The organism is Colwellia sp. MB02u-10 (assembly GCF_014077185.1).
GTDB lineage: Bacteria > Pseudomonadota > Gammaproteobacteria > Enterobacterales > Alteromonadaceae > Cognaticolwellia.
This window is the reverse complement of record NZ_JACGVK010000104.1, coordinates 172,530-191,485: the sequence shown is the minus strand read 5'-3', so window position 1 is coordinate 191,485 and position 18,956 is coordinate 172,530. Positions and strand designations below refer to the sequence as shown.

Annotated in this window: 12 protein-coding genes; 3 read left to right on the top strand and 9 right to left on the bottom strand. The window is 38.3% G+C overall.

The genetic code is table 11. From position 1 onward, the window contains the following. Positions 1 to 750: 750 nt before the first annotated feature. Positions 751 to 3,300: an excinuclease ABC subunit UvrA gene (locus tag H4J59_RS04935; RefSeq protein WP_182237304.1), complete on the top strand. Its 2,550-nt coding sequence runs from the start codon at positions 751 to 753 to the stop codon at positions 3,298 to 3,300. Positions 3,301 to 3,547: 247 nt separating this feature from the next. Here the strand turns inward: H4J59_RS04935 and H4J59_RS04930 are convergent, their stop codons facing one another. Then, the gene (locus H4J59_RS04930) at positions 3,548 to 4,594 is read right to left on the bottom strand and encodes an NAD(P)-dependent alcohol dehydrogenase (protein WP_182237302.1); all 1,047 of its coding nucleotides are present in this window, start codon (positions 4,592 to 4,594) and stop codon (positions 3,548 to 3,550) included. 524 nt (positions 4,595 to 5,118) lie between these two features. Here H4J59_RS04930 and H4J59_RS04925 point away from each other — a divergent pair. Next, positions 5,119 to 6,036 (top strand): patatin family protein, encoded by a 918-nt coding sequence (locus tag H4J59_RS04925; protein WP_182237570.1) that lies wholly within the window; start codon positions 5,119 to 5,121, stop codon positions 6,034 to 6,036. A 148-nt stretch (positions 6,037 to 6,184) separates the two neighbouring features. Next, entirely contained in the window at positions 6,185 to 6,760 is a 576-nt protein-coding gene (dps, locus tag H4J59_RS04920) for a DNA starvation/stationary phase protection protein Dps (protein ID WP_182237300.1), read from the top strand. Positions 6,761 to 7,668: 908 nt separating this feature from the next. On the opposite strand, the gene H4J59_RS04915 is transcribed toward dps, so the two are convergent. The 8 genes from H4J59_RS04915 to nosP form a co-directional block, all read right to left on the bottom strand. Then, positions 7,669 to 8,325, bottom strand: a complete 657-nt coding sequence (locus H4J59_RS04915) for a response regulator transcription factor (RefSeq protein WP_182189108.1) — start codon at positions 8,323 to 8,325, stop codon at positions 7,669 to 7,671. A gap of 225 nt (positions 8,326 to 8,550) precedes the next feature. Further along, positions 8,551 to 9,705, bottom strand: coding sequence for a porin (locus tag H4J59_RS04910; RefSeq protein ID WP_182237298.1), 1,155 nt, complete (start codon positions 9,703 to 9,705; stop codon positions 8,551 to 8,553). 204 nt (positions 9,706 to 9,909) lie between these two features. Next, on the bottom strand, positions 9,910 to 10,659 hold the full coding sequence (locus H4J59_RS04905) for an ABC transporter ATP-binding protein (RefSeq protein WP_182237296.1): 750 nt from the start codon (positions 10,657 to 10,659) through the stop codon (positions 9,910 to 9,912). Next, a complete protein-coding gene (locus tag H4J59_RS04900; RefSeq protein ID WP_182189105.1) occupies positions 10,646 to 11,371 on the bottom strand; it encodes an ABC transporter permease in 726 nt (241 codons plus the stop codon). The genes H4J59_RS04905 and H4J59_RS04900 overlap by 14 nt, the downstream gene beginning before the upstream one ends. A gap of 104 nt (positions 11,372 to 11,475) precedes the next feature. After that, positions 11,476 to 12,534 (bottom strand): ABC transporter substrate-binding protein, encoded by a 1,059-nt coding sequence (locus H4J59_RS04895; protein ID WP_182237294.1) that lies wholly within the window; start codon positions 12,532 to 12,534, stop codon positions 11,476 to 11,478. A gap of 64 nt (positions 12,535 to 12,598) precedes the next feature. Next, positions 12,599 to 14,911, bottom strand: a complete 2,313-nt coding sequence (locus H4J59_RS04890) for a TonB-dependent receptor (protein WP_182237292.1) — start codon at positions 14,909 to 14,911, stop codon at positions 12,599 to 12,601. Between the two features lie 209 nt (positions 14,912 to 15,120). Continuing rightward, positions 15,121 to 17,670, bottom strand: a complete 2,550-nt coding sequence (locus H4J59_RS04885; RefSeq protein ID WP_182237290.1) for a PAS domain-containing hybrid sensor histidine kinase/response regulator — start codon at positions 17,668 to 17,670, stop codon at positions 15,121 to 15,123. Next, positions 17,663 to 18,829, bottom strand: coding sequence for a nitric oxide-sensing protein NosP (nosP, locus tag H4J59_RS04880; RefSeq protein WP_182237288.1), 1,167 nt, complete (start codon positions 18,827 to 18,829; stop codon positions 17,663 to 17,665). Before nosP ends, H4J59_RS04885 begins: the two co-directional genes overlap by 8 nt. Positions 18,830 to 18,956: the final 127 nt, after the last annotated feature.

Here is an 18,956-nt window from a genome sequence, read left to right as displayed (position 1 = left end):
TCAATGATACCGGTGCAAGTGACCTGGACTCATGCTACTTGTGAGGATGTATCAATTTTTGAAGCTGAAACGTCTTGCAACCCTTAATTTATCGTATCTATTATCGTACCTATTATGGTGCCTATAATTTTGTAAAATCGCTTAAAGTTTCAAACTGATAAAATCAAAGCTTATGGACAATAAATGAGACAAATTAATCTTTGGAACTCAGTCGTCTTATCCCACTTTCGTGGACAGACAATAATCGTTGTACGGATACATCAGGAGATGTTTTATGACAAAAGGTAAAAGCTATCAAAGATACTCTGTTGAGCTTAATCGTATGGCGTTACTCAAAGCTTACGAATATGGTGTTACTGCTAAAGCGTTTGTGAAGAACTAGGACTCAGTTTATCTATAGGTAGAATAAAACGTCATTTTTCATAAAATGAAAATATATGATTCATTTTCTATATTTACCTCTCTTTTACATTCTTGAGTGAGACAAAATCGGTTATTTTCGTCTATGAATCAACGGATTTCACATAATTCATAATTTAAAAAGAACAATAGATAAAGTGGTAAAAGTTATTTTAATATGAATTGCTTTCAAGATTTTAGTTTTTTAAGCGTTCCATTTATTAATTAGCGGAATACAAAATAACACTGTTTTATGTGCTGTGTTAGTTAGAATAGGTTGGGCCCCATCAGTATGGGTCATGGCACTATTACTTAGACAACGTGACGCAACAAAAAGAAGTAAAAGTTTAAATGAGTAAAGCTAAAGGAGGATCAACTATCGCCCCAAAGAAAGTAAATAGCGTCCCTTGTGATGCTGAACACTGTGTTCAAGTGCGCGGAGCTCGCGTTCACAACCTGAAAAATATCAATATAGACTTACCTCGTAACGCACTCGTTGTATTTACGGGCATCTCTGGTTCTGGAAAGTCTTCACTTGCTTTCGGGACTCTGTTTGCAGAATCACAGCGCCGCTATCTTGATTCAGTCTCTCCTTTTGCTCGCCGATTAATCGATCAAGTAGATGAACCAGACGTAGACTCAATCGACGGTCTGCCACCAGCGGTCGCACTGCAGCAGCAAAGAGGCACGCCCTCTGTTCGCTCTTCTGTAGGGAGTGTGACAACAATTTCCAATGCATTACGCATGCTTTATTCTCGTGCTGGGCAGTATCCGCAAGGGCAAAAAATACTGTATGCAGATTCTTTTTCTGCAAACACACCAGAAGGTGCTTGCCCCAAATGTCATGGCATTGGGCGAGTTTTTGAAGTCACAGAAAAGATGCTTGTTCCTGATGATACTAAGACGATTAGAGAGGGTGCCATTGCAGCATGGCCACCTGCGTGGCAAGGTAAGAACCTTAGCCGCATACTGGTTTCTCTTGGACACGACATTGATAAACCGTGGAAGATGCTACCGAAGAAGACGCGTGACTGGATCCTGTTTACTGAAGAAACACCCACCGTGCCGGTTTACCCCGAATATGATTTTGCACAAACGTTAGAGGCGATTGATAAAGATGAAAAGCCTCATTATATGGGCACGTTTGCGAGCGCTAAAAACTTTATTATGCACTCCTTTGCGACCACCCAAAGTCTAAGAACTAAAAAACGTGTTTCCCAATTCATGCATATTTCTCAATGCCCAGACTGTAAGGGAAAGAAATTAAAACGAGAGTCTTTAAGGGTTAAATTTGCTGGACTTGATATTGGTGAACTGTCGCGCTTAACTTTAAATGAGCTAGCTAAACGCTTGCGCTATGCTGCCAATAAAGCCTCAAAAAACAGTGACCCGCATCAAGAAAAAAACATTGTTGTTCAGCGAATTACCCGAGATATTTTGGTTCGCGTTGAAGCGCTCACAACGCTTGGTTTGGGCTATCTGTCTTTGGAGCGCAGCACACCAACCTTGTCAGGGGGAGAACTACAGCGCTTGCGCTTGGCAACACAGATCCGTTCACAGCTGTTTGGCGTCGTTTATGTATTAGATGAACCTTCGGCAGGTCTGCACCCAGCCGATACTCAATCCTTGTTAGGGGCATTGGATGAACTGATTCGAGCTGGCAACTCCTTATTCGTGGTTGAGCACGATGTCAGCGTTATTCAACATGCTGACTGGATTGTAGACATTGGCCCGAACGCGGGCAACCACGGTGGCGAAGTGATTTACAACGGACCGTTAGAAGGTTTGCGTGCAGTGACAGGATCACATACCAGTCACCATCTTTTCTCACCCCTTGCTAGCGCGAAACAGTTGCCAAGAAAGCCTACAGCATGGTTGAAGTTAGAAGGGGTTGAACGAAACAATCTTCAGGGGCTAAATATTGAGTTCCCTCTCGGTGTTATGTCAACTGTTACTGGCATTTCAGGTTCGGGTAAATCTAGTCTAGTGAGTCAGGCACTTGTCGAACTGGTTTACGATGCGCTGGGTCAAAAAAAGACCGTTGAGGTGCCCAGTGGCGAGACGGCCTTACTTGAACGAGAGTTAGAAACATCAACCAGCGGACAGATCGTTGCGGGCATGGAGCTGGTGCGACGATTAGTCAGCGTTGATCAGAAGCCAATTGGTCGCACTCCGCGATCAAACCTTGCGACCTACACCGGCCTGTTTGATCATGTGCGCAAGTTATTTGCCTCGACTCGAAAATCGAAAGCACGCGGTTACGACGCTGGTCGTTTTTCTTTCAACATTGCTAAGGGACGCTGCTCGAATTGTGAAGGCGTGGGATTTGTTAGTGTGGAATTGTTATTTCTCCCTAGTGTCTACTCCCCTTGTTCAGTGTGTCGAGGCCAGCGTTATAACGACAAGACACTTGAGGTAACATATCGCGACAAAAACATCGCCGAAGTCCTTGCTTTGACGGTAGAGACTGCGCGCGAATTCTTTGAAAATGAACCTTCAGTAGTGCGGGCACTAGATGCGTTGCTGCAGGTTGGGCTAGGCTACCTCAGACTTGGTCAGCCTGCCACAGAACTGTCGGGAGGTGAAGCTCAGCGGGTTAAACTTGCAACAGAATTGCAGCGGTCACAGCGCGGCGATACGCTTTATGTGCTCGATGAACCCACTACGGGCCTGCATCAAGAAGATGTGTCGATGTTAATGCTGCAATTAAATGGATTGGTTGACTCAGGTAACACCGTTATTATGGTCGAGCACGATATGCAGGTTGCTAGCAGCAGCGATTGGGTTATCGACATTGGACCTGGCGCTGGTGATGAAGGTGGATTAGTTGTCGCACAAGGACCACCAGCACAAGTAGCAAAATCGAAGACCAGTCTAACGGCGCCATTTATGTTGTCTTAGAGTCAGGAAAATGTGCGAGCATATTAATGTATGAAACTGGCTGTTAATGTTTGCGATAAGACATTAAAGTTTGAAACTCACACTAACATTATGAGAGCGCTTTTAAGTGGTTGTTGATTTATTTCTAATATAACTTTACTTGTCTGTCGCTGTTTTAAAATGTCATGAAAACTATGCAATCGGCGCGGCAAAAAAAACCAGCTCTGCTTACAGTGCTGGTTTTAGTTATTAATTACTCATTAAATAATTATGCGCTTAACGACGCCATATCAATAACAAAACGATAGCGAACATCAGAGCGTTCCATTCGCTCGTATGCGGTATTAATTTCGTCAATATTGATCATTTCACACTCGGGCAATACGTTATTTTCACCACAAAAATCAAGCATTTGCTGAGTTTCTTTAATGCCACCAATTAATGAGCCCGCAATACGACGACGACCCATTAATAATGGTACCGTGTTAACTTCGTCAACTGGACCTATTTGTCCAACAATAACAAGCGTCCCGTCTATATCGAGTAGTGGTGTGTAAATTGATAAATCATGTTTTACAGGGACGGTATCAATGATGATATCAAATGCAGACTTCGAACCTTCCATTTCATCATCGTTTGTTGACACTAAGTAATGTTGTGCGCCTAAGTTTATCGCATCATCTTTTTTAGACTCACTACGGCCAATGACGGTGACGGTTGCTCCCATAGCGACAGCGTTTTTAACTGCCATATGGCCAAGTCCGCCTAAGCCAACGACTGCAACACGGCTGCCTTCTTTAACGTCCCATTTGTGTAGTGGAGAATACGTAGTAATACCAGCACATAAGAGTGGTGCAACGCGTGATAGCTCTAAACTTTCAGGAACGGAGAGGACAAACTCTTCACGCACAACAACATGTTTTGAATAACCGCCTTGGGTCATTTCTCCACTTATTCTGTCTTTACCCGAGTAGGTTCCAACCATACCCTCGCGACACAGTTGTTCTTCGTGGTTATCGCATTGGTCACAGCTTTTACATGAGTCCACCATACAACCAACAGCGACTGTATCGCCCTGCTTATATTTTGTAACGTCGCTACCTACCGACATTACTTTACCGACAATTTCGTGTCCAGGTACTAGAGGGTATTTGCTGCCGCCCCAATCGTTTCGTACGGCGTGTAAATCTGTATGGCACACACCGCAGTAAAGAATTTCAATTTCTACATCGTTATCGCGTAAATCGCGGCGCTCGAAAGAAAACTCAGTGAGTTGAGAGCCTTGGCTTTTTGCTGCATATCCTGTTGTCTTCATCATAACTCCATAGTCTATTAAAAATTTAACACTATGGCAGTATGGAACATGAGTTCTGAATGTAAACCCCCCCTTGTATCAGGATAGTGGTTGCCTCAATTATTTTATAAATAAACAGGGTGGGGTAAGTTAACGTTGGTGAATTATCAAAGGTACTCAAGCAAGTTTAAATAAGCAATATTAAACAAACTCAGTCAAAGTGGTTTGTCGGCTAGAATGGACTTCCAGTTAGACGCTTTTACTTGTTAAGTGTATAGTTTAATTGGGTTTGTAATGACACATCTACCTATTGTTGGAGCTTACTTTTAGACTTTAACGACCTTAACCTATGTTAAGTTGATTTTTTTTATTTAGTTAATTCAAAGGTTTAATGGTTTTTTATTGAATTGTGATAGCCTTTATATATTAATAAAAAATTGACCTTTAACTCATGTTAGAAGTTTTCTGCTTTAGATTGCATTTGTCTGAGCCACAAAGGGTGCTCGGGGAGTTATCTTCACGAACAACAAAGTGTAAGATCAACAATAAAAAGGCGAATTGATTTGAGTGTAAAAATAGCCCTGATTGCTGAAGGTGGCGGTCAACGAGGAATATTCACTGCAGGTGTTTTAGATGCCTGGTTAGAGAATGACTTTGATCCTTTCGATTTATTTATAGGGACGTCATCGGGCTCGCAAAATATCACAAGCTTTTTATCTCGTGAAAAAGGCTATGCCAAAAAATTAATCCGTGGTTTATCGCGTCAAAAGCGTTTTTATAAGCTAGGCCGTGGATTAGTCGGGGGCAATGTTGTGGATTTGGATTGGTACTTTGATAACACCATTCAAGGTAGATTTGCCTTAGACTTTACGGCGGCAAAGAAATCATTGGGAAAACGAGAATTATTGATCACCGCAACAAATTCACGTGATAGGCAAGGTTATTTTTTGCGCCCAAACGGCAATAGTAATCATTGGCGAAAATTGCTCAAAGCCTCGAGCGCATTACCTTTTTTATATAAAGAAGGAGTTAAACTTACGCCTAGGTTAAATGCTCGTTCGTTTAATAAGGCACAAGCACGTCAAGCTGATTATTACCTTGACGGTGGCCTAGCTGAGCCGTTACCCGTGCGTGAAGCCTATCGCCGCGGTGCTCGAAAAATAGTTATTATTCGTACTGTTAATGCTGATCTTCATGCTCAGTCGGCTTGGCTAAAAAAACTAAAGTCATGGATTTACTCGTCTGGACATTGCCCAAAAACCATTGATTACTTGGTTCAGCATGAGCAAGCCTATCGCCAAGAGCTTGCCTTTATCGCTGACCCTCCTGACGGTGTCGAGCTCATTCAAATTTTTGCTAAAGACCCTCTTCGAAGTAAAAGCTTAGGCAGTTCGGATATGGATTTACAGCATGATTATCGTGCCGGTATCGATGCAGGTAATACTTTTTTGCAGACATCATAAATGTTTCACTCATGATACCCAAGACGCTTTCTGTTGTTTGACAAAGGGTTTGCGCATTTGATAGTGTGAATGGGTCAGGGAGAGGCGCTTTATGCCATTTTTGGCAAGGTATACCTCTCCGGTTATGTTGAAGCATATAGGAGAAACAATGACTATAAGTAATCAAAGAAATCAGCAAAAATCAACTAAATTCACAGTGCCAGGTATGGATGAAACGTCTGCTAACCGAGCAATATCCACTTTAGACAACCGTATGGTAGCACTGATCGATTTGGCCCTTACGCTAAAGCACGTTCATTGGAACGTTGTTGGCCCCAATTTCATCGGCGTTCATGAAATGCTAGACCCTCAAGTAGAAGCTGTGCGTGAGATGACCGACACCATCGCAGAACGAATAGCTACTTTGGGCGGATCACCGGTAGGAACTCCGCAATCTATTGCTGACCGTCGCACTTGGCATGACTACTCGCTAGGCAAAGCATTGGTCATCGAGCATTTGGCCGCACTTGATTTAGTGTATAACGGGATAAACAGTGATCATCGCAAAGCAATGGGTGAAATGGCAGAACTTGATCCGGTATCGGAAGACATGCTAATTGGTCAGTTGACTGATCTTGAGCAGTTCCAATGGTTCATTCGTGCGCATCTTGAATCCTCTGATGGTGATTTACTCACTGCCAACAGCCAAACCGAGTTGGCTGCAGCAAAATCTGCACTTTCTTAAAGCCAGCGGATCGAATTACATTTATCTATGATGGCGCCTTTGGCGTCATCAATCTTCTCGACATATATTTCAATACGGTATCAAATTCCACGAATTCATCTGAAGCTTAAATAACTTAGCTATAGCTAAGATTTGCTCTTTTCTGACTCGTCATTGGCATTCTCGTTCTCAGTGCCTGCGTATACATTGTTCATCATAAGCTTGGCGTGTGATACCAATAAAATAGCAAGCCTTTGTAATTGTTAAGGTATTATATGTTTTTGTTTGATAACTTCTCTTTGTGCTTTTTTGTTAGGTGTACCCCGTAGTCACTTTCAATGACATTAACGACAGCCTCAAAAAATTGCGCTTTGAGTTGACTGTCTACCAGTTGTTGTTCTAGTTCTTTAATACCTTGCTTGGGAGTTTTTTTGGGGGGGATTTGGAGATAGTAAAACCTTGGGTTAAAAAATTTGGTGTTCCTGTAGAGTAATCTAATCGGCCATGCTTACTAAAGTAAGAACCTGTGCACTAGCTACACTATGAAACAGGTATGACGTGCAGTAAGATATATTGAATTACATAACCATGTGGTGCAACAAGCATAGGCTTCATTTTCATTTGGATTTCCAAAGCCTAAATAATTTTTAGTTAGTAGGTAAAGCATTAAAAATGGTTGTTTAATTAGGGTGACTGAATTTGGTTGACCCGGTCAGTGTAGACTCTATTTACCGCATACACTCAAGTTCATATATTTTTATAAATGAATTACTATTCTCTAATTGAGTTTGAATTGAAGTCATATATAGTTTTTTTGATAATAATGGATGTTAATACTGAAACCTGTAAGATGCCGTTATAAAAATTTACGATTTTATTTAAGTAAAATATATACTTAAGTAAAACATATATTTAAAACGTTTTAAATATTAACGTTTTAAATATTGATTAAAATCTATATTGCTACAACCGACAACAACTTTCACACGATTTGATGCGCCTAACTTTTTCAAAATAGAAGAAACATGTGATTTTACCGTAGTTTCAGAAATATTTAAGTTAAAAGCAATTTGTTTATTTGCTTCCCCTTTGGTTAAGTGTTTTAACACCATTAATTCTCTACGTGTTAATAAAAACATTTTTTCTGGTAACACTTCGAATTCTTTTGATGTGTTAACTGTTGTTTGTGAACGCATAATATCTGCCGGTAAATAAACATTACCTTCAAAAATACTCTTAAGAGCGTCACCAATGACACCTTTCGCGGATGACTTTGCAATAAAGCCAACAGCTCCATAAGCAATAGTTTGCAATATTACTTGTTTTTCAGTTTCTGCTGAAATAATAACGACTGGAATTGTTGGATATTGATTTCGTAAATCAAGTAAACCGGCAAGGCCTGACATGCCAGGCATGTTCAAATCTAGCAGAATAAGATCGATATCATTAGTTTCTTGCGCTAAAGCGAGCGTTGACTCAATGTCTTTGGATTCAAAAATTTCAGACTCAGGGAAAGTTTGAGAAATAATATTTATAACAGCATCCCTAAATAAAGGATGGTCATCAGCGACTAAAATTTTATACATGGTGTTGCCTGTTGAATAAATACACCTTTATACTCTACCAGAGAGAATTTAACTATTTAATCATCCCTTAGTCGTAAGAATCTCATCTTTAAGTTATAAAACAATCAATTTTAAACTCTATTTGTTATATTATTTTAATGTGGCTAATTGATGTGGCTAATTGATAAGGAGCAGAAATGAATTTTCTGCTCCTTATGACAGGCTATAAGGCTATAAAGTTATAAATTAGAAGGTTACCACTGCACCAATTGAGAAAACATTATTCTCTTCTGCAACTGTAGTCTGGTTATTATCTATTTCAGTTTTATTCAATTCAGCTACCACAGTTACTCCAGGAATCACTGTTCTGAAATAAGAAACATTGGTATTGCTACTTTCTGTCTCTGTTGTACCGTCATCTACTGTAGATTCGCCGTAAGATAAGACAAAACGGTTATCACCCATAGTGTATGAGGCTTGTACTAGATGACCATCAGTCTCATTAGTGTCAGCTCCAACAAAAGTATCTAAACCTGCAACATGTCCTACACCTTCAGCGCTAAAACCAGAAGCTGTTAATGATAATCCTGAAAATTTAATGTTAGCGCCGTAACCAACACCTGATGAGTCATAATCAACACCCGCTAATTCACTTGTTTGTGACATACCGTTAACCCAAGCGGTTAATGAACCATCATCAATTGTCGTGTTGTATGTTAATTCAGCTTCAAAACGTGGTGTTTCTTCATTTGAAGTTTTAGATACTTTATTAGGGTCCATAATACCAGCCGCTAATTTAAAGCCGCTCATATCAGGTGATCTATAGGTGATTTGTGCTTTTGGAAAAGCATAGGTGTAACCGGTAGAAATATTACCAAAAGAGACATTATTGCCTTCAACTAAACCGAGAGTGTTAGATGTTTGACCATGACCAATGAGTAGTTCATCGCCAAAAATATTAGAACGGTTAAATAGACCAAAATCTTTACCAATTAATACTTCACCAAAATCACCGCTTACCGTAGCATAAAATTGACGAACATCAATTAATGTTCCCGTACCTAAATCACCAGGAGATTCATCACGACTATTGTCTGTATCACTTAGAGAAACCCAAAATGAAGAACGCGTAGCTACTTTAAAATCACCCACTTGGTTAGACGAATTTAAACCAATATAGCTTGGTAAAAAGCCTGTTCGTACACGTGATTGTTTACTGTTTGTCTCTACGCCTTCAGCATCAGTTTGGTCACTATCACTGCTAGAATAAAATATGTTAACTAAACCATCGGCAGTAAACGTCATTCCATCATCATTGTTATAAAGTTCAACCGCGGCACTTGCATTAAACGCTGAGGTACAGGCTAGGGCGATTGCAGCTAATTTAAATTTCGTAGTCATGTTTTATTTCCTTTATGTTTTTTAGGTTTTATTGTAATTACATCGTTTTATATGATGTTTTATTGTAATTACAGCAATAATAAAAAACTCTATGAGTAAGGACTACTGGTAATGATGTTGAAAAAAAACATTCCTTAGTCTTACTTCGATCGTTTACTACTTAAGGAGGGTAAAAGCAGGTGAAGGACGATAAAGCGTCTTTTTTTAATCGCTACAGAGACTGCCAGAGAGTATTTGAGGGTACTGATTCATCAATTTTGCTTGCCAAGCAAGCTCAATATTACCTGAGCCTTTTCTCGGCTTAGGTAAATCAACAGTGACTTGATGAATGATTGAACTGGGTGAGTTGCTCATAAAAATAATACGATCAGCTAAGTTAATCGCCTCACTTAAATCATGAGTAACAAAAATAACCGTACTACCACAACTTTTACATAGATTTACCAGTAATAGCCTGAGTTTAGCTGCTGTTGGCGCATCAAGAGAGTTAAATGGCTCATCAAGCAAAATTAGCTCAGGGTTAACAGCAAAAGCTCTTGCAATAGCTACTCGTCGTTGCATGCCGCCAGATAATTGTTTGGGATAATAGTCACCTTTACCTGCTAAGCCAACTTGCGTTAACAAGGTCTCAATTTTTTGCTCTTGTACTGTAGGTAACACTAACTGTATGTTTTCGTTAACCGTTAACCAAGGCATTAATCTTGGTTGTTGAAATACGTAACCTAGTTGATATTCTTTACAGTCATTAAGTGCTTTTGCGTTCCATAATAGTTTTTGTCCTGTGGCATCTTCAAGCCCAGAAAGCATATTTAGTAATGTGGTTTTCCCCGAGCCAGAAGGGCCAATGATGGCAATAAATTCCCCTGGTTTAACGCTAAACTGTATATCTTTTAATACCATAGAAGGGCTATTCGCGTAGTACTTATCTTTAATGGCAATATCAAGTTCTATCATGATGAACTCCCCTAGCAATTAACTTATCCAGTGGTCTGAAAATTAGGTTTTCGATAACTAACACAATTGAAATAAAAGCAAAGGTATAAGCAAGAATTCCTGCAATATCAAAAAACTGAAATAAGGTGTTTAATGCAAACCCGACACCGTCACTTCTTCCAAGAAGTTCAACCACCAAGACAATTTTCCATATTAAAGACAAGCCCGCACGTGCTGAAGCCATAATGTAAGGGTAAAGTTGCGGTAAAAATACCTTAAAAAAGGTTTTACTTAATGATAATTTATACACTTTAGCAACATTGAGTAAATCTTCATCTACCACACGGGCACCTTCTCTTATCATCACAACAACAGTAGGTACTTTATTAATGACAACAGCCATAATTGCTGCTGATTCCACTAAGCCGAACCAAATGTAGCACAGTAAAATAGTCACTAGAGCAGGGATGTTAAGGATGATTATGAGTAAGGTGTCTGACAATTGATTAAGGCGTTTACTTATGCCCATTAAAATACCAATTATGACACCTAAGACCATAGCTATGATAAAACTGATCAATACGCGACTTAGGGTTACACTGAGATTAACCAACATATCACCTTGAAAAAAATGATAAATAAAGCTTTCTAATACAATGAATAATGACGGAAAATCTGAGCTATCAACGAACCAAGCGATACTTTGCCAAGCGCTAGCGATGATTATTAACATTAATAATCGGCCATATACTGGTGATGTCAATACAGACACTAACAAGGTAAATAATCGACTTGTTAGTGCGGGCTCGTTGGCATGTTGGTTAATGGTCTATGATCCTATTTTATCGGGCATGTGACTGAGTGCTTTGTTGTGTTTTGTGCCACTTTTTTGGAGAAGGATGGATTGCTTTTAGCTGTTTGCCAAAATGTTCCCTCTGCCAATGATGTTGCTTTACCCACTAAATTTCGGCCTCCTTGCTCTGCTAAAATAGTGAAGACTTGCTTACTTGCTTTCATTTCTTCTGTACCGAATTTATGTAGTAATCTAGTTCTATATTCATTTTTTAACGCAATAAAGACATTATCATTTTCTGCTTTTGTTAAGGGGCGAATACGTTGCCATTCATCATCACACAAAAGTAATATTTGTTTAGCTTCATTAGACGCTTGCAGAAAACCAGTGAGTTTTTGGTTGTTCTTAATAGCCCATTCTTGTTCAAATACCCAGCCCAACAAAGGCACGTTATTGGTTATGCCTAACTCAGCTAACATTTGTGGCACACTCACCAACAACCTGTAGCCATTAGCACTCAGTCTAGCGCTGTAATGCCAAAAGTTTATTGCCGCATCTAGCTCATTACGTTGCATTAAACGGTTTAATAATGGTGGTGTTGCGAACACTATCTCAGCTTTGTCTTTAATATTTAGCTGATATTTTTTTTGTGCATAGGCTTGTAATAATAACCAATTTTTATCTACTGAACCGCCAGCAATCCCAATTTTAGCTTGAGTAAGGTCGTGTAGTGATTTTGCACTAGATTTACCATTCACATACAAACCACCCGAGGCAATTGATGTAGCAACTAAGGTATAATTTTTATTATTAAAACGTTGGCGATTTACCCATAACCAATCACTTAGAATAATATCAACCGCTTTGCTTTGTAGCGCCACTGCAGAGGCATTTTTATTACTTAGCGGCATTACTTGTAAATTGAAGTTATATTTTTTATCTAATTGATAATGCTTTATTACAGCCATTTCCCAATTAACTGTGCCATATTTTAATACCCCAACACTAACGTTTGGTAAATTTTTATACGTGTCTGCATTAATTTTTACGCAACTAATGCAAAGGGTAATAATGAGTAATAATCGAGCAGCGGGTATATACATCAACAACACCTAAAATATTAAAAGAAAAAATATATTTGCCTATAGTGCAAATAGCTTTTTATTGTCAGAACTTATAATTAACGTTTACAGAGTAAGATCTTGGTCTAGCGGGCCCAACAAAATAAGGCGATTCAATATCAGGGTAAAAATCGGCTAATACTTCATCAGCTTCGCCATAAGTACCAAAAGTATCATATTGATGATCAAATAGATTATCCACTTTTGCTGATAATCTAAGTCGCTTGGTCATTTGGTAAGAAGAATAGATGTTGATTAATGAGTATGCAGATATCATTTTATTCTCATTAGCCTCATCACCACGATAATACGAATCAGACGCATATAATAATTCTGTACCAAGGCTAATGTTTTCATTGATTTGCCAATCTGCATGGAGTTTTAATTGATGCTGTGGTTGACCAGGGATAATATCTCCGGGGCTAACTTGGCGATTTGCTCCACGTGGATTTACTGGGCTAAAGGATATAAAAGGTGACTCAAAGGTCGCCTTTAAGTAATTATAGCTAGTGCCAACTGTTACCTCAGTAAAGGCTACAGAGTAGGCTAACTCTACTCCTTGGCGTTGTATTTTATCTATATTGACAAAATATCCTTCAGATGAGGTTGACCCCGCTTGTTGAAAAATTATGTCATCAATAGTTTTAGTTGAAAATAGAGTAGCAATAGCTGATACCGAATCAGCATTATATTGTAATGATGCTTCAAGCGTTTTAGCGATTACTTGTTCAAGCGGTGGATCAGCAACAAAACCGTTGGGCAATTTACATGGGTCGTCTTCATCAGCGCAACTTAACTCAGCAGGGCTTGGAACACGCGATGATTCGCTATAGCTAAGCTTAGCTGTAAATTCTTTATTCAGTTGATAATTCAGACCTACAGCAGGATTAAAACGATGAAATTTATGATCACCATCAAGTGAGCCTTCACCGTCATCGATAAGGTCATTCATAATGATGTGACTGTTGTTGTAACGGCCAGCAACATTTAGTGTCAGCCTTTGATTAAAAACCATAGAATAAGAAGCAAAAATATATTGTTGTTCAGTGGTAACATCTAAACGGACTTGCGACTCACTATCAAAAAAACCGGTAGCTGAAACTGAACGATCATCATCAGAAAAATCATTATTAAGTATGCCAAATTGAGTATTACTCTTGAAGTTAATATCGGCTTTATCCATTCCTAAGCCAACAATAATTTCTTGTTCGTGATTGTCAAAGCTTGTTATATGGACCAGTTGGCTAGCAAAGCCGTAACTTGTATTTTTGGTATCCCCATCATTTAGTGTGCCATCGACTTCATCAGGATCGATAGTCGCGATATCACTAAATAGTGTACCTTCATCATAACCGACAAAATCAACCATGGTTAATGAGCCGTCTTCTTCATCTTCTTCACATAAGGTTTCACCAGCGCCAAAATCACAACCGTCATAATCACTGTCATCACCATTGATTGAATTGATTTTATTTTGGCGATAATACGCATTGGCTTGCAAAGATAACTGTTCATTTATAGTTGAATCACTAGAAATGCTAATTGTTTTATAGTCGTTATTTGTTTTATCTGGGTGGGTATATACTGTTTCTCGACCTTCAATAGCAATGAGCTCTTCAGGTGCAGCACCATTGCCTGTCATCTCATTATCATTAGCAGACAACAATAATTCAAAATAATTATTGTTGTCTTGAAAACTAAACGAGGCTAATGCTTGTTTTAATTCACTTTGAGAAAAATCGCGCCAGCCATCTTCTGTATAACGGTTAGCGATAAAGTAATATCCCCAGTTGCCGTTGTTACCACCTGATTGAACTGTGTATTGTTGTTGACCAAAACTACCAAAGCGAACATCAGTTTCATTTTCAGTATAACTAAAGCCATTTTTAGTTTTTAGTGCTAGAGCACCGCCTAAGGTGTTTTGCCCGAAAACCGGGTTAGAGCCTGAAAATAAGGCAACACTATCAAGCGCAGCTAAAGGAATGAGATCCCAATTAACCGTATCGCCAAAGGGTTCATTAAATCTTACACCGTTCAGATAAACAGAAATCCCTTGTGGTAAGCCTAATAAAGGCGAAGCAGTAAAGCCACGGTATTGAACATCAGGTTGGAAAGGGTTGTTTTGAACGTCACTAATATTAACACTAACTAATTGATTTCTCATGTGATCAGCGAGTGATGTCGCTTGAGCACGGGTGATATCCTTAACGCTAACATATTGTGCGCTACCAATAATATTTTTGTCTGCAGACATTTTGCTTGATAGGGGCGTTTGCCCAATAACACTGATTTTTTCAATATCATCAGCTAATACTGGCAAGGCAAAAAGCAAAATCGTTAGTGTAATAAGGCGAGCCATTAATCTTCCTAAGTTATAAGTTCACTGGCAATGTAACGCGAATAATTAAGTAATGGAATGTTATGGGATATTTGATACAGAAAACAAATTAACTATAACTTGTTTTAAATCAATTGGTTGATTTTAATTTTTGATGTAATCCTCCTACTAAGGTAGGAGGCTTTTACAACTAATTTCACTAATAAAATACTGAACAGTATCTCTGGACTTTACCTCAACAAATGTAACATAGATGTTTTTAGCTTCATTGGTTTTATGGGTTTATTGAGCAATAAAATCCCCGTATTTTCCAACTCTTTTTTTAGTGACTTGCTATAGTTTGCAGTGATCATTAAGGTCGGTATTATTGATTTTCGTCCCTTATTAATAGCTTTAGCGGCAGAGTAGCCTGTTTTATTATCATCTAAGTGGTAATCGACAATTAAAATATCAGCATGATCTTGATAAATATTAACTTGTTCCTCTAAATGTTCAAGGCTGATTGCCGTTATAACAGTACAATCCCATCCGCCGAGTAAACGCGCCATACCCGCACATATATTGGCATCATTGTCGATAACCCAAACAATGCGTTGCGCTAAAATAGTACTTTGCAATATTTGGCAAGGGATATAATTATTGCTAGGCAGTTGATCAATTTTTCCTATGGGTACTTGAATCGAGAACATTGATCCTTTGCCGTGAACTGAATCAACTTTAATTGAATGCTCTAGTACTTTAGCTATCTTATCTACGATAGCTAAGCCTAAACCTAAACCATTTCTAAAGGCGACTTTAGATGATTTTAGTCGTTTAAATTCTTGAAAAATTTCGTTTATTTTTTCTCTAGCAATACCAACACCATTATCCCAGACTTCAATAGAGACCTTATCACCTTGTCTTCTACAGCCGAGTAATACCTTGCCATTTTCAGTGTATCTAAAAGCATTAGAAAGAAAGTTACGTAATACGCGCGCTAATAGAACACTATCACTATGTACAATTATATCGGTCGATACGTAATGTAAGTTAACCTCGTACTGTTCTGCTTGTTGTTGATATTCATTGGCTAGATTATCAAGTAAATCAGCCAATTTAAAAGCAGATTTATCTGCTTGAACAACACCGGCATCTAGCTTGGAAATATCGACTAAGGTACAAATTAAGTTCTCTAAATCGTTGAGCGAAGCGTTAACAGAATTTACAATAGGCGCTAAACTTGTGTTTAATACTTGTTCTGATATAGAGCTATTAAATAATTGTGCAGCATTTAACGGTTGTAATAAATCATGGCTAACGGCGGCGAGAAATTTTGTCTTAGACATGTTAGCTTTGTCGGCATTTTTGATTGCTCTGACTAAATCAATTTGTGCTTGTTGATGGCCTTCAATTTCTATCTGTAATTCAGATGTACGCTCTTGTACGCGAATCTCTAATAAATCATGTGCTTTTTGTAGGGCTAAGGCATTTTTTCTTCGGTTGGTAATATCACGTATAAGCACAAAAAAACCAAGTACCTGACCTTCAATATCAATATTGGGAACATAAGACTTTAATAAATAACAAGGCTCGCCTGCTTGGTTTTTTTCTTCTGAATCAAAACTCACACTTTCCCCAGCAAGTGCTTTATTTACGTAAGGCTGCATTTTACTATAATCAAAGTTAGTTTGGCTGCGGATATCTTCTAATATATTCGGCTCTGATGCCGAATGACCATACCAATCCCTATAAACTTGGTTAGTAAATTGAAATTTAAGATCTGCTCCCACGTAAGCAATCATAGCGGGCACGTTATCTGTGATTAAACGTAACCAACGTTCATTCTTTTGTAATGACTCTGCATAGCGATGTCTTTCTGTAATATCAGTGAATGTTTTAACTACTTTACCGTTACTTAAATGATGATCTCGTATTTCTACAACCGTCCCATTCGATAAAATTTGTACATGGTATGCTTGTTCTTTTTTAGGCTTTAAATCAAGTTCAGTTAAATTTTTGATATTAGAGAAGTAAGGTTTCTCTTTGAGTAAGATAGGTGACAGTTGACTTATTTGTGCAAAGCGCTTATTCCACACTTCAATTTGTTGCTGACTGCTAATTAACACTACACCTTGAGAAAGGTTATCAACTAAACTTTGCAGTAATAACGTTTTGTTGGCCATGCCTTTTTCGTATCTGTCATTCTCGGCAGTTTTTAAAGCCGTAATGTCGCTGTAAAGCATTACCCAACCACCTTCCATCGTGCGACGTTCATTTAACTGAAACCATCGACCATTCGATAATTTATAAACGGGGTTAATATTGTAGGCGTCACCAGGATGAACATGGCGAATAATGCCAAGTCTTTTTGCTCTATCTTTTAAATCTCTTAGGTTCACACCTACACCAGTAGAGAGACCAAGGCTTTCCCAAAAAGAAGAAAAAGTGCTGTTTTTTAGTATGATTCTGCCATCAGAATCGAGTAAAACAAACGCTTCAGATATGCTTTCAATAGCATCAATAAAACGTTGTTTAAATAGATTCGCTTTATCATTTGCATGTATTAAGGCCCGGTTACTACCTTTTAAATTTGCTAAGGCGACTTTTAATTCTTGGGTTTTTTCTCTTACCTGTTCAGCTAAATAGACTGAGTTTTCAAATGCATCGTAAGGAGCAAAGTGATTACCATGATTTTCTACCCGCTCCATTAAGGCATAATTAATTTTTTTTAATTTACGATTCTCTTCTTTTAGAAGTGCTATGTGATCAAGTAATGATATTTCACTGCAGATATCATTCATTAACGTTATCCTCCTTGGTCTCATTTTCTGCAATAAAAACAGCTGCAAAAGTTTGGTTTAAGTGGATACCGTTAATATGTTCACCATAACTATTAAAGCCTGCTATGTTATATTTGGCATACAAGGACTCTATTGCTTTATTTAATTCTTTTTGTTCAATTTCAATACGACGTAAAAAACAATCGAAGGCAAGTACTAGCTCAGATTTACCCAGGCGTTGAGTAATATTTTCTAGTTTGTTGTTTAATGAATCACAAATATTATCCATTTCAACGGCAGCAAGCACAATGCCAACATCAATAGCGCAATAAAAAGTTAAACTTAAATCCTCTACATTTACCTTTTGTATAGAGCGAATATAATACTGCCCCCCTACTTTTACCGCTAAAGGGTTGAGTGAAAACACTTCTGGCGTTAAATCCTTTACATCGATATTGAGTAAGTTAGCGTATTCTACTGCCGCGGGCATAGCGTTGAGTTCATACACAGTTCTATTTTCAACATCAGCCTCTGTTACCACTAATTTTTCGGTAGGGCATTTAATATGATTGCAATTAAATACTTCAAAGGCGCACTTGGTATTGATTAAAATGACAACAGCCGCTTGCTGATAAAATTTATTTTGGTAAAAAACGTGGGTGTTGGCTAAATTAACATCATCACCCGCCGAGCCACCGAAATGTGGGATTCCATAAGTAGCAGAATTTAACGTTTGTAAGAACAACTCTTCTTTTCTTGATAACCCATCGAGTAAAGTCACTAGAAAACTATTATCTTGGATTGGCGCAAGTTCATTTAAGCAACACTGCGCAGCAAGTTCAGACATGGTGTTTTGTGCATCAACAACCGTAAAATCCTCCATGGATTCTATCTGTATAGCACTAATAGAAAAATATTTACCAGAAAATCCTATAGCTACAATTGACTTTTGTTCACTACCATCCCGAGTGAACTCACCTGCAGTGGTACAACCAACAATGTCTATACCTTTTAAGCAAAGTGTCATTGCGGCTGCTAATTCATCTAATTGATAGACAGCTGAACAGTAGAAAAGTACAAAATCAATATCAGGATGATTTAATTGTTGTTGTATTTCTTGACTGGCTTTTAAGGGATCAATTGATTTACTAACAGCGACTATTGTTTTTATATTTGTCATGTCTCGGCCTAATAGTGTTAACGTTTTTATATGCCAATGCAGGTTGATTAGGTACATTTTATTATTTGAAATGAACATAGCAAGTGACGTTATCAATGAACACTTGAGTAAACTACATAACTATAAT

Bases quoted from the DNA above. Each gene is read 5' to 3' on its own strand.
- H4J59_RS04895 (WP_182237294.1), bottom strand. From the start codon at position 12,534: ATGTATATACCCGCTGCTCGATTATTACTCATTATTACCCTTTGCATT.
- H4J59_RS04910 (WP_182237298.1), bottom strand. From the start codon at position 9,705: ATGACTACGAAATTTAAATTAGCTGCAATCGCCCTAGCCTGTACCTCA.
- nosP (WP_182237288.1), bottom strand. From the start codon at position 18,829: ATGACAAATATAAAAACAATAGTCGCTGTTAGTAAATCAATTGATCCC.
- H4J59_RS04905 (WP_182237296.1), bottom strand. From the start codon at position 10,659: ATGATAGAACTTGATATTGCCATTAAAGATAAGTACTACGCGAATAGC.
- H4J59_RS04885 (WP_182237290.1), bottom strand. From the start codon at position 17,670: ATGAATGATATCTGCAGTGAAATATCATTACTTGATCACATAGCACTT.
- H4J59_RS04900 (WP_182189105.1), bottom strand. From the start codon at position 11,371: ATGTTAATAATCATCGCTAGCGCTTGGCAAAGTATCGCTTGGTTCGTT.
- H4J59_RS04930 (WP_182237302.1), bottom strand. From the start codon at position 4,594: ATGAAGACAACAGGATATGCAGCAAAAAGCCAAGGCTCTCAACTCACT.
- H4J59_RS04890 (WP_182237292.1), bottom strand. From the start codon at position 14,911: ATGGCTCGCCTTATTACACTAACGATTTTGCTTTTTGCCTTGCCAGTA.
- H4J59_RS04915 (WP_182189108.1), bottom strand. From the start codon at position 8,325: ATGTATAAAATTTTAGTCGCTGATGACCATCCTTTATTTAGGGATGCT.
- H4J59_RS04935 (WP_182237304.1), top strand. From the start codon at position 751: ATGAGTAAAGCTAAAGGAGGATCAACTATCGCCCCAAAGAAAGTAAAT.
- dps (WP_182237300.1), top strand. From the start codon at position 6,185: ATGACTATAAGTAATCAAAGAAATCAGCAAAAATCAACTAAATTCACA.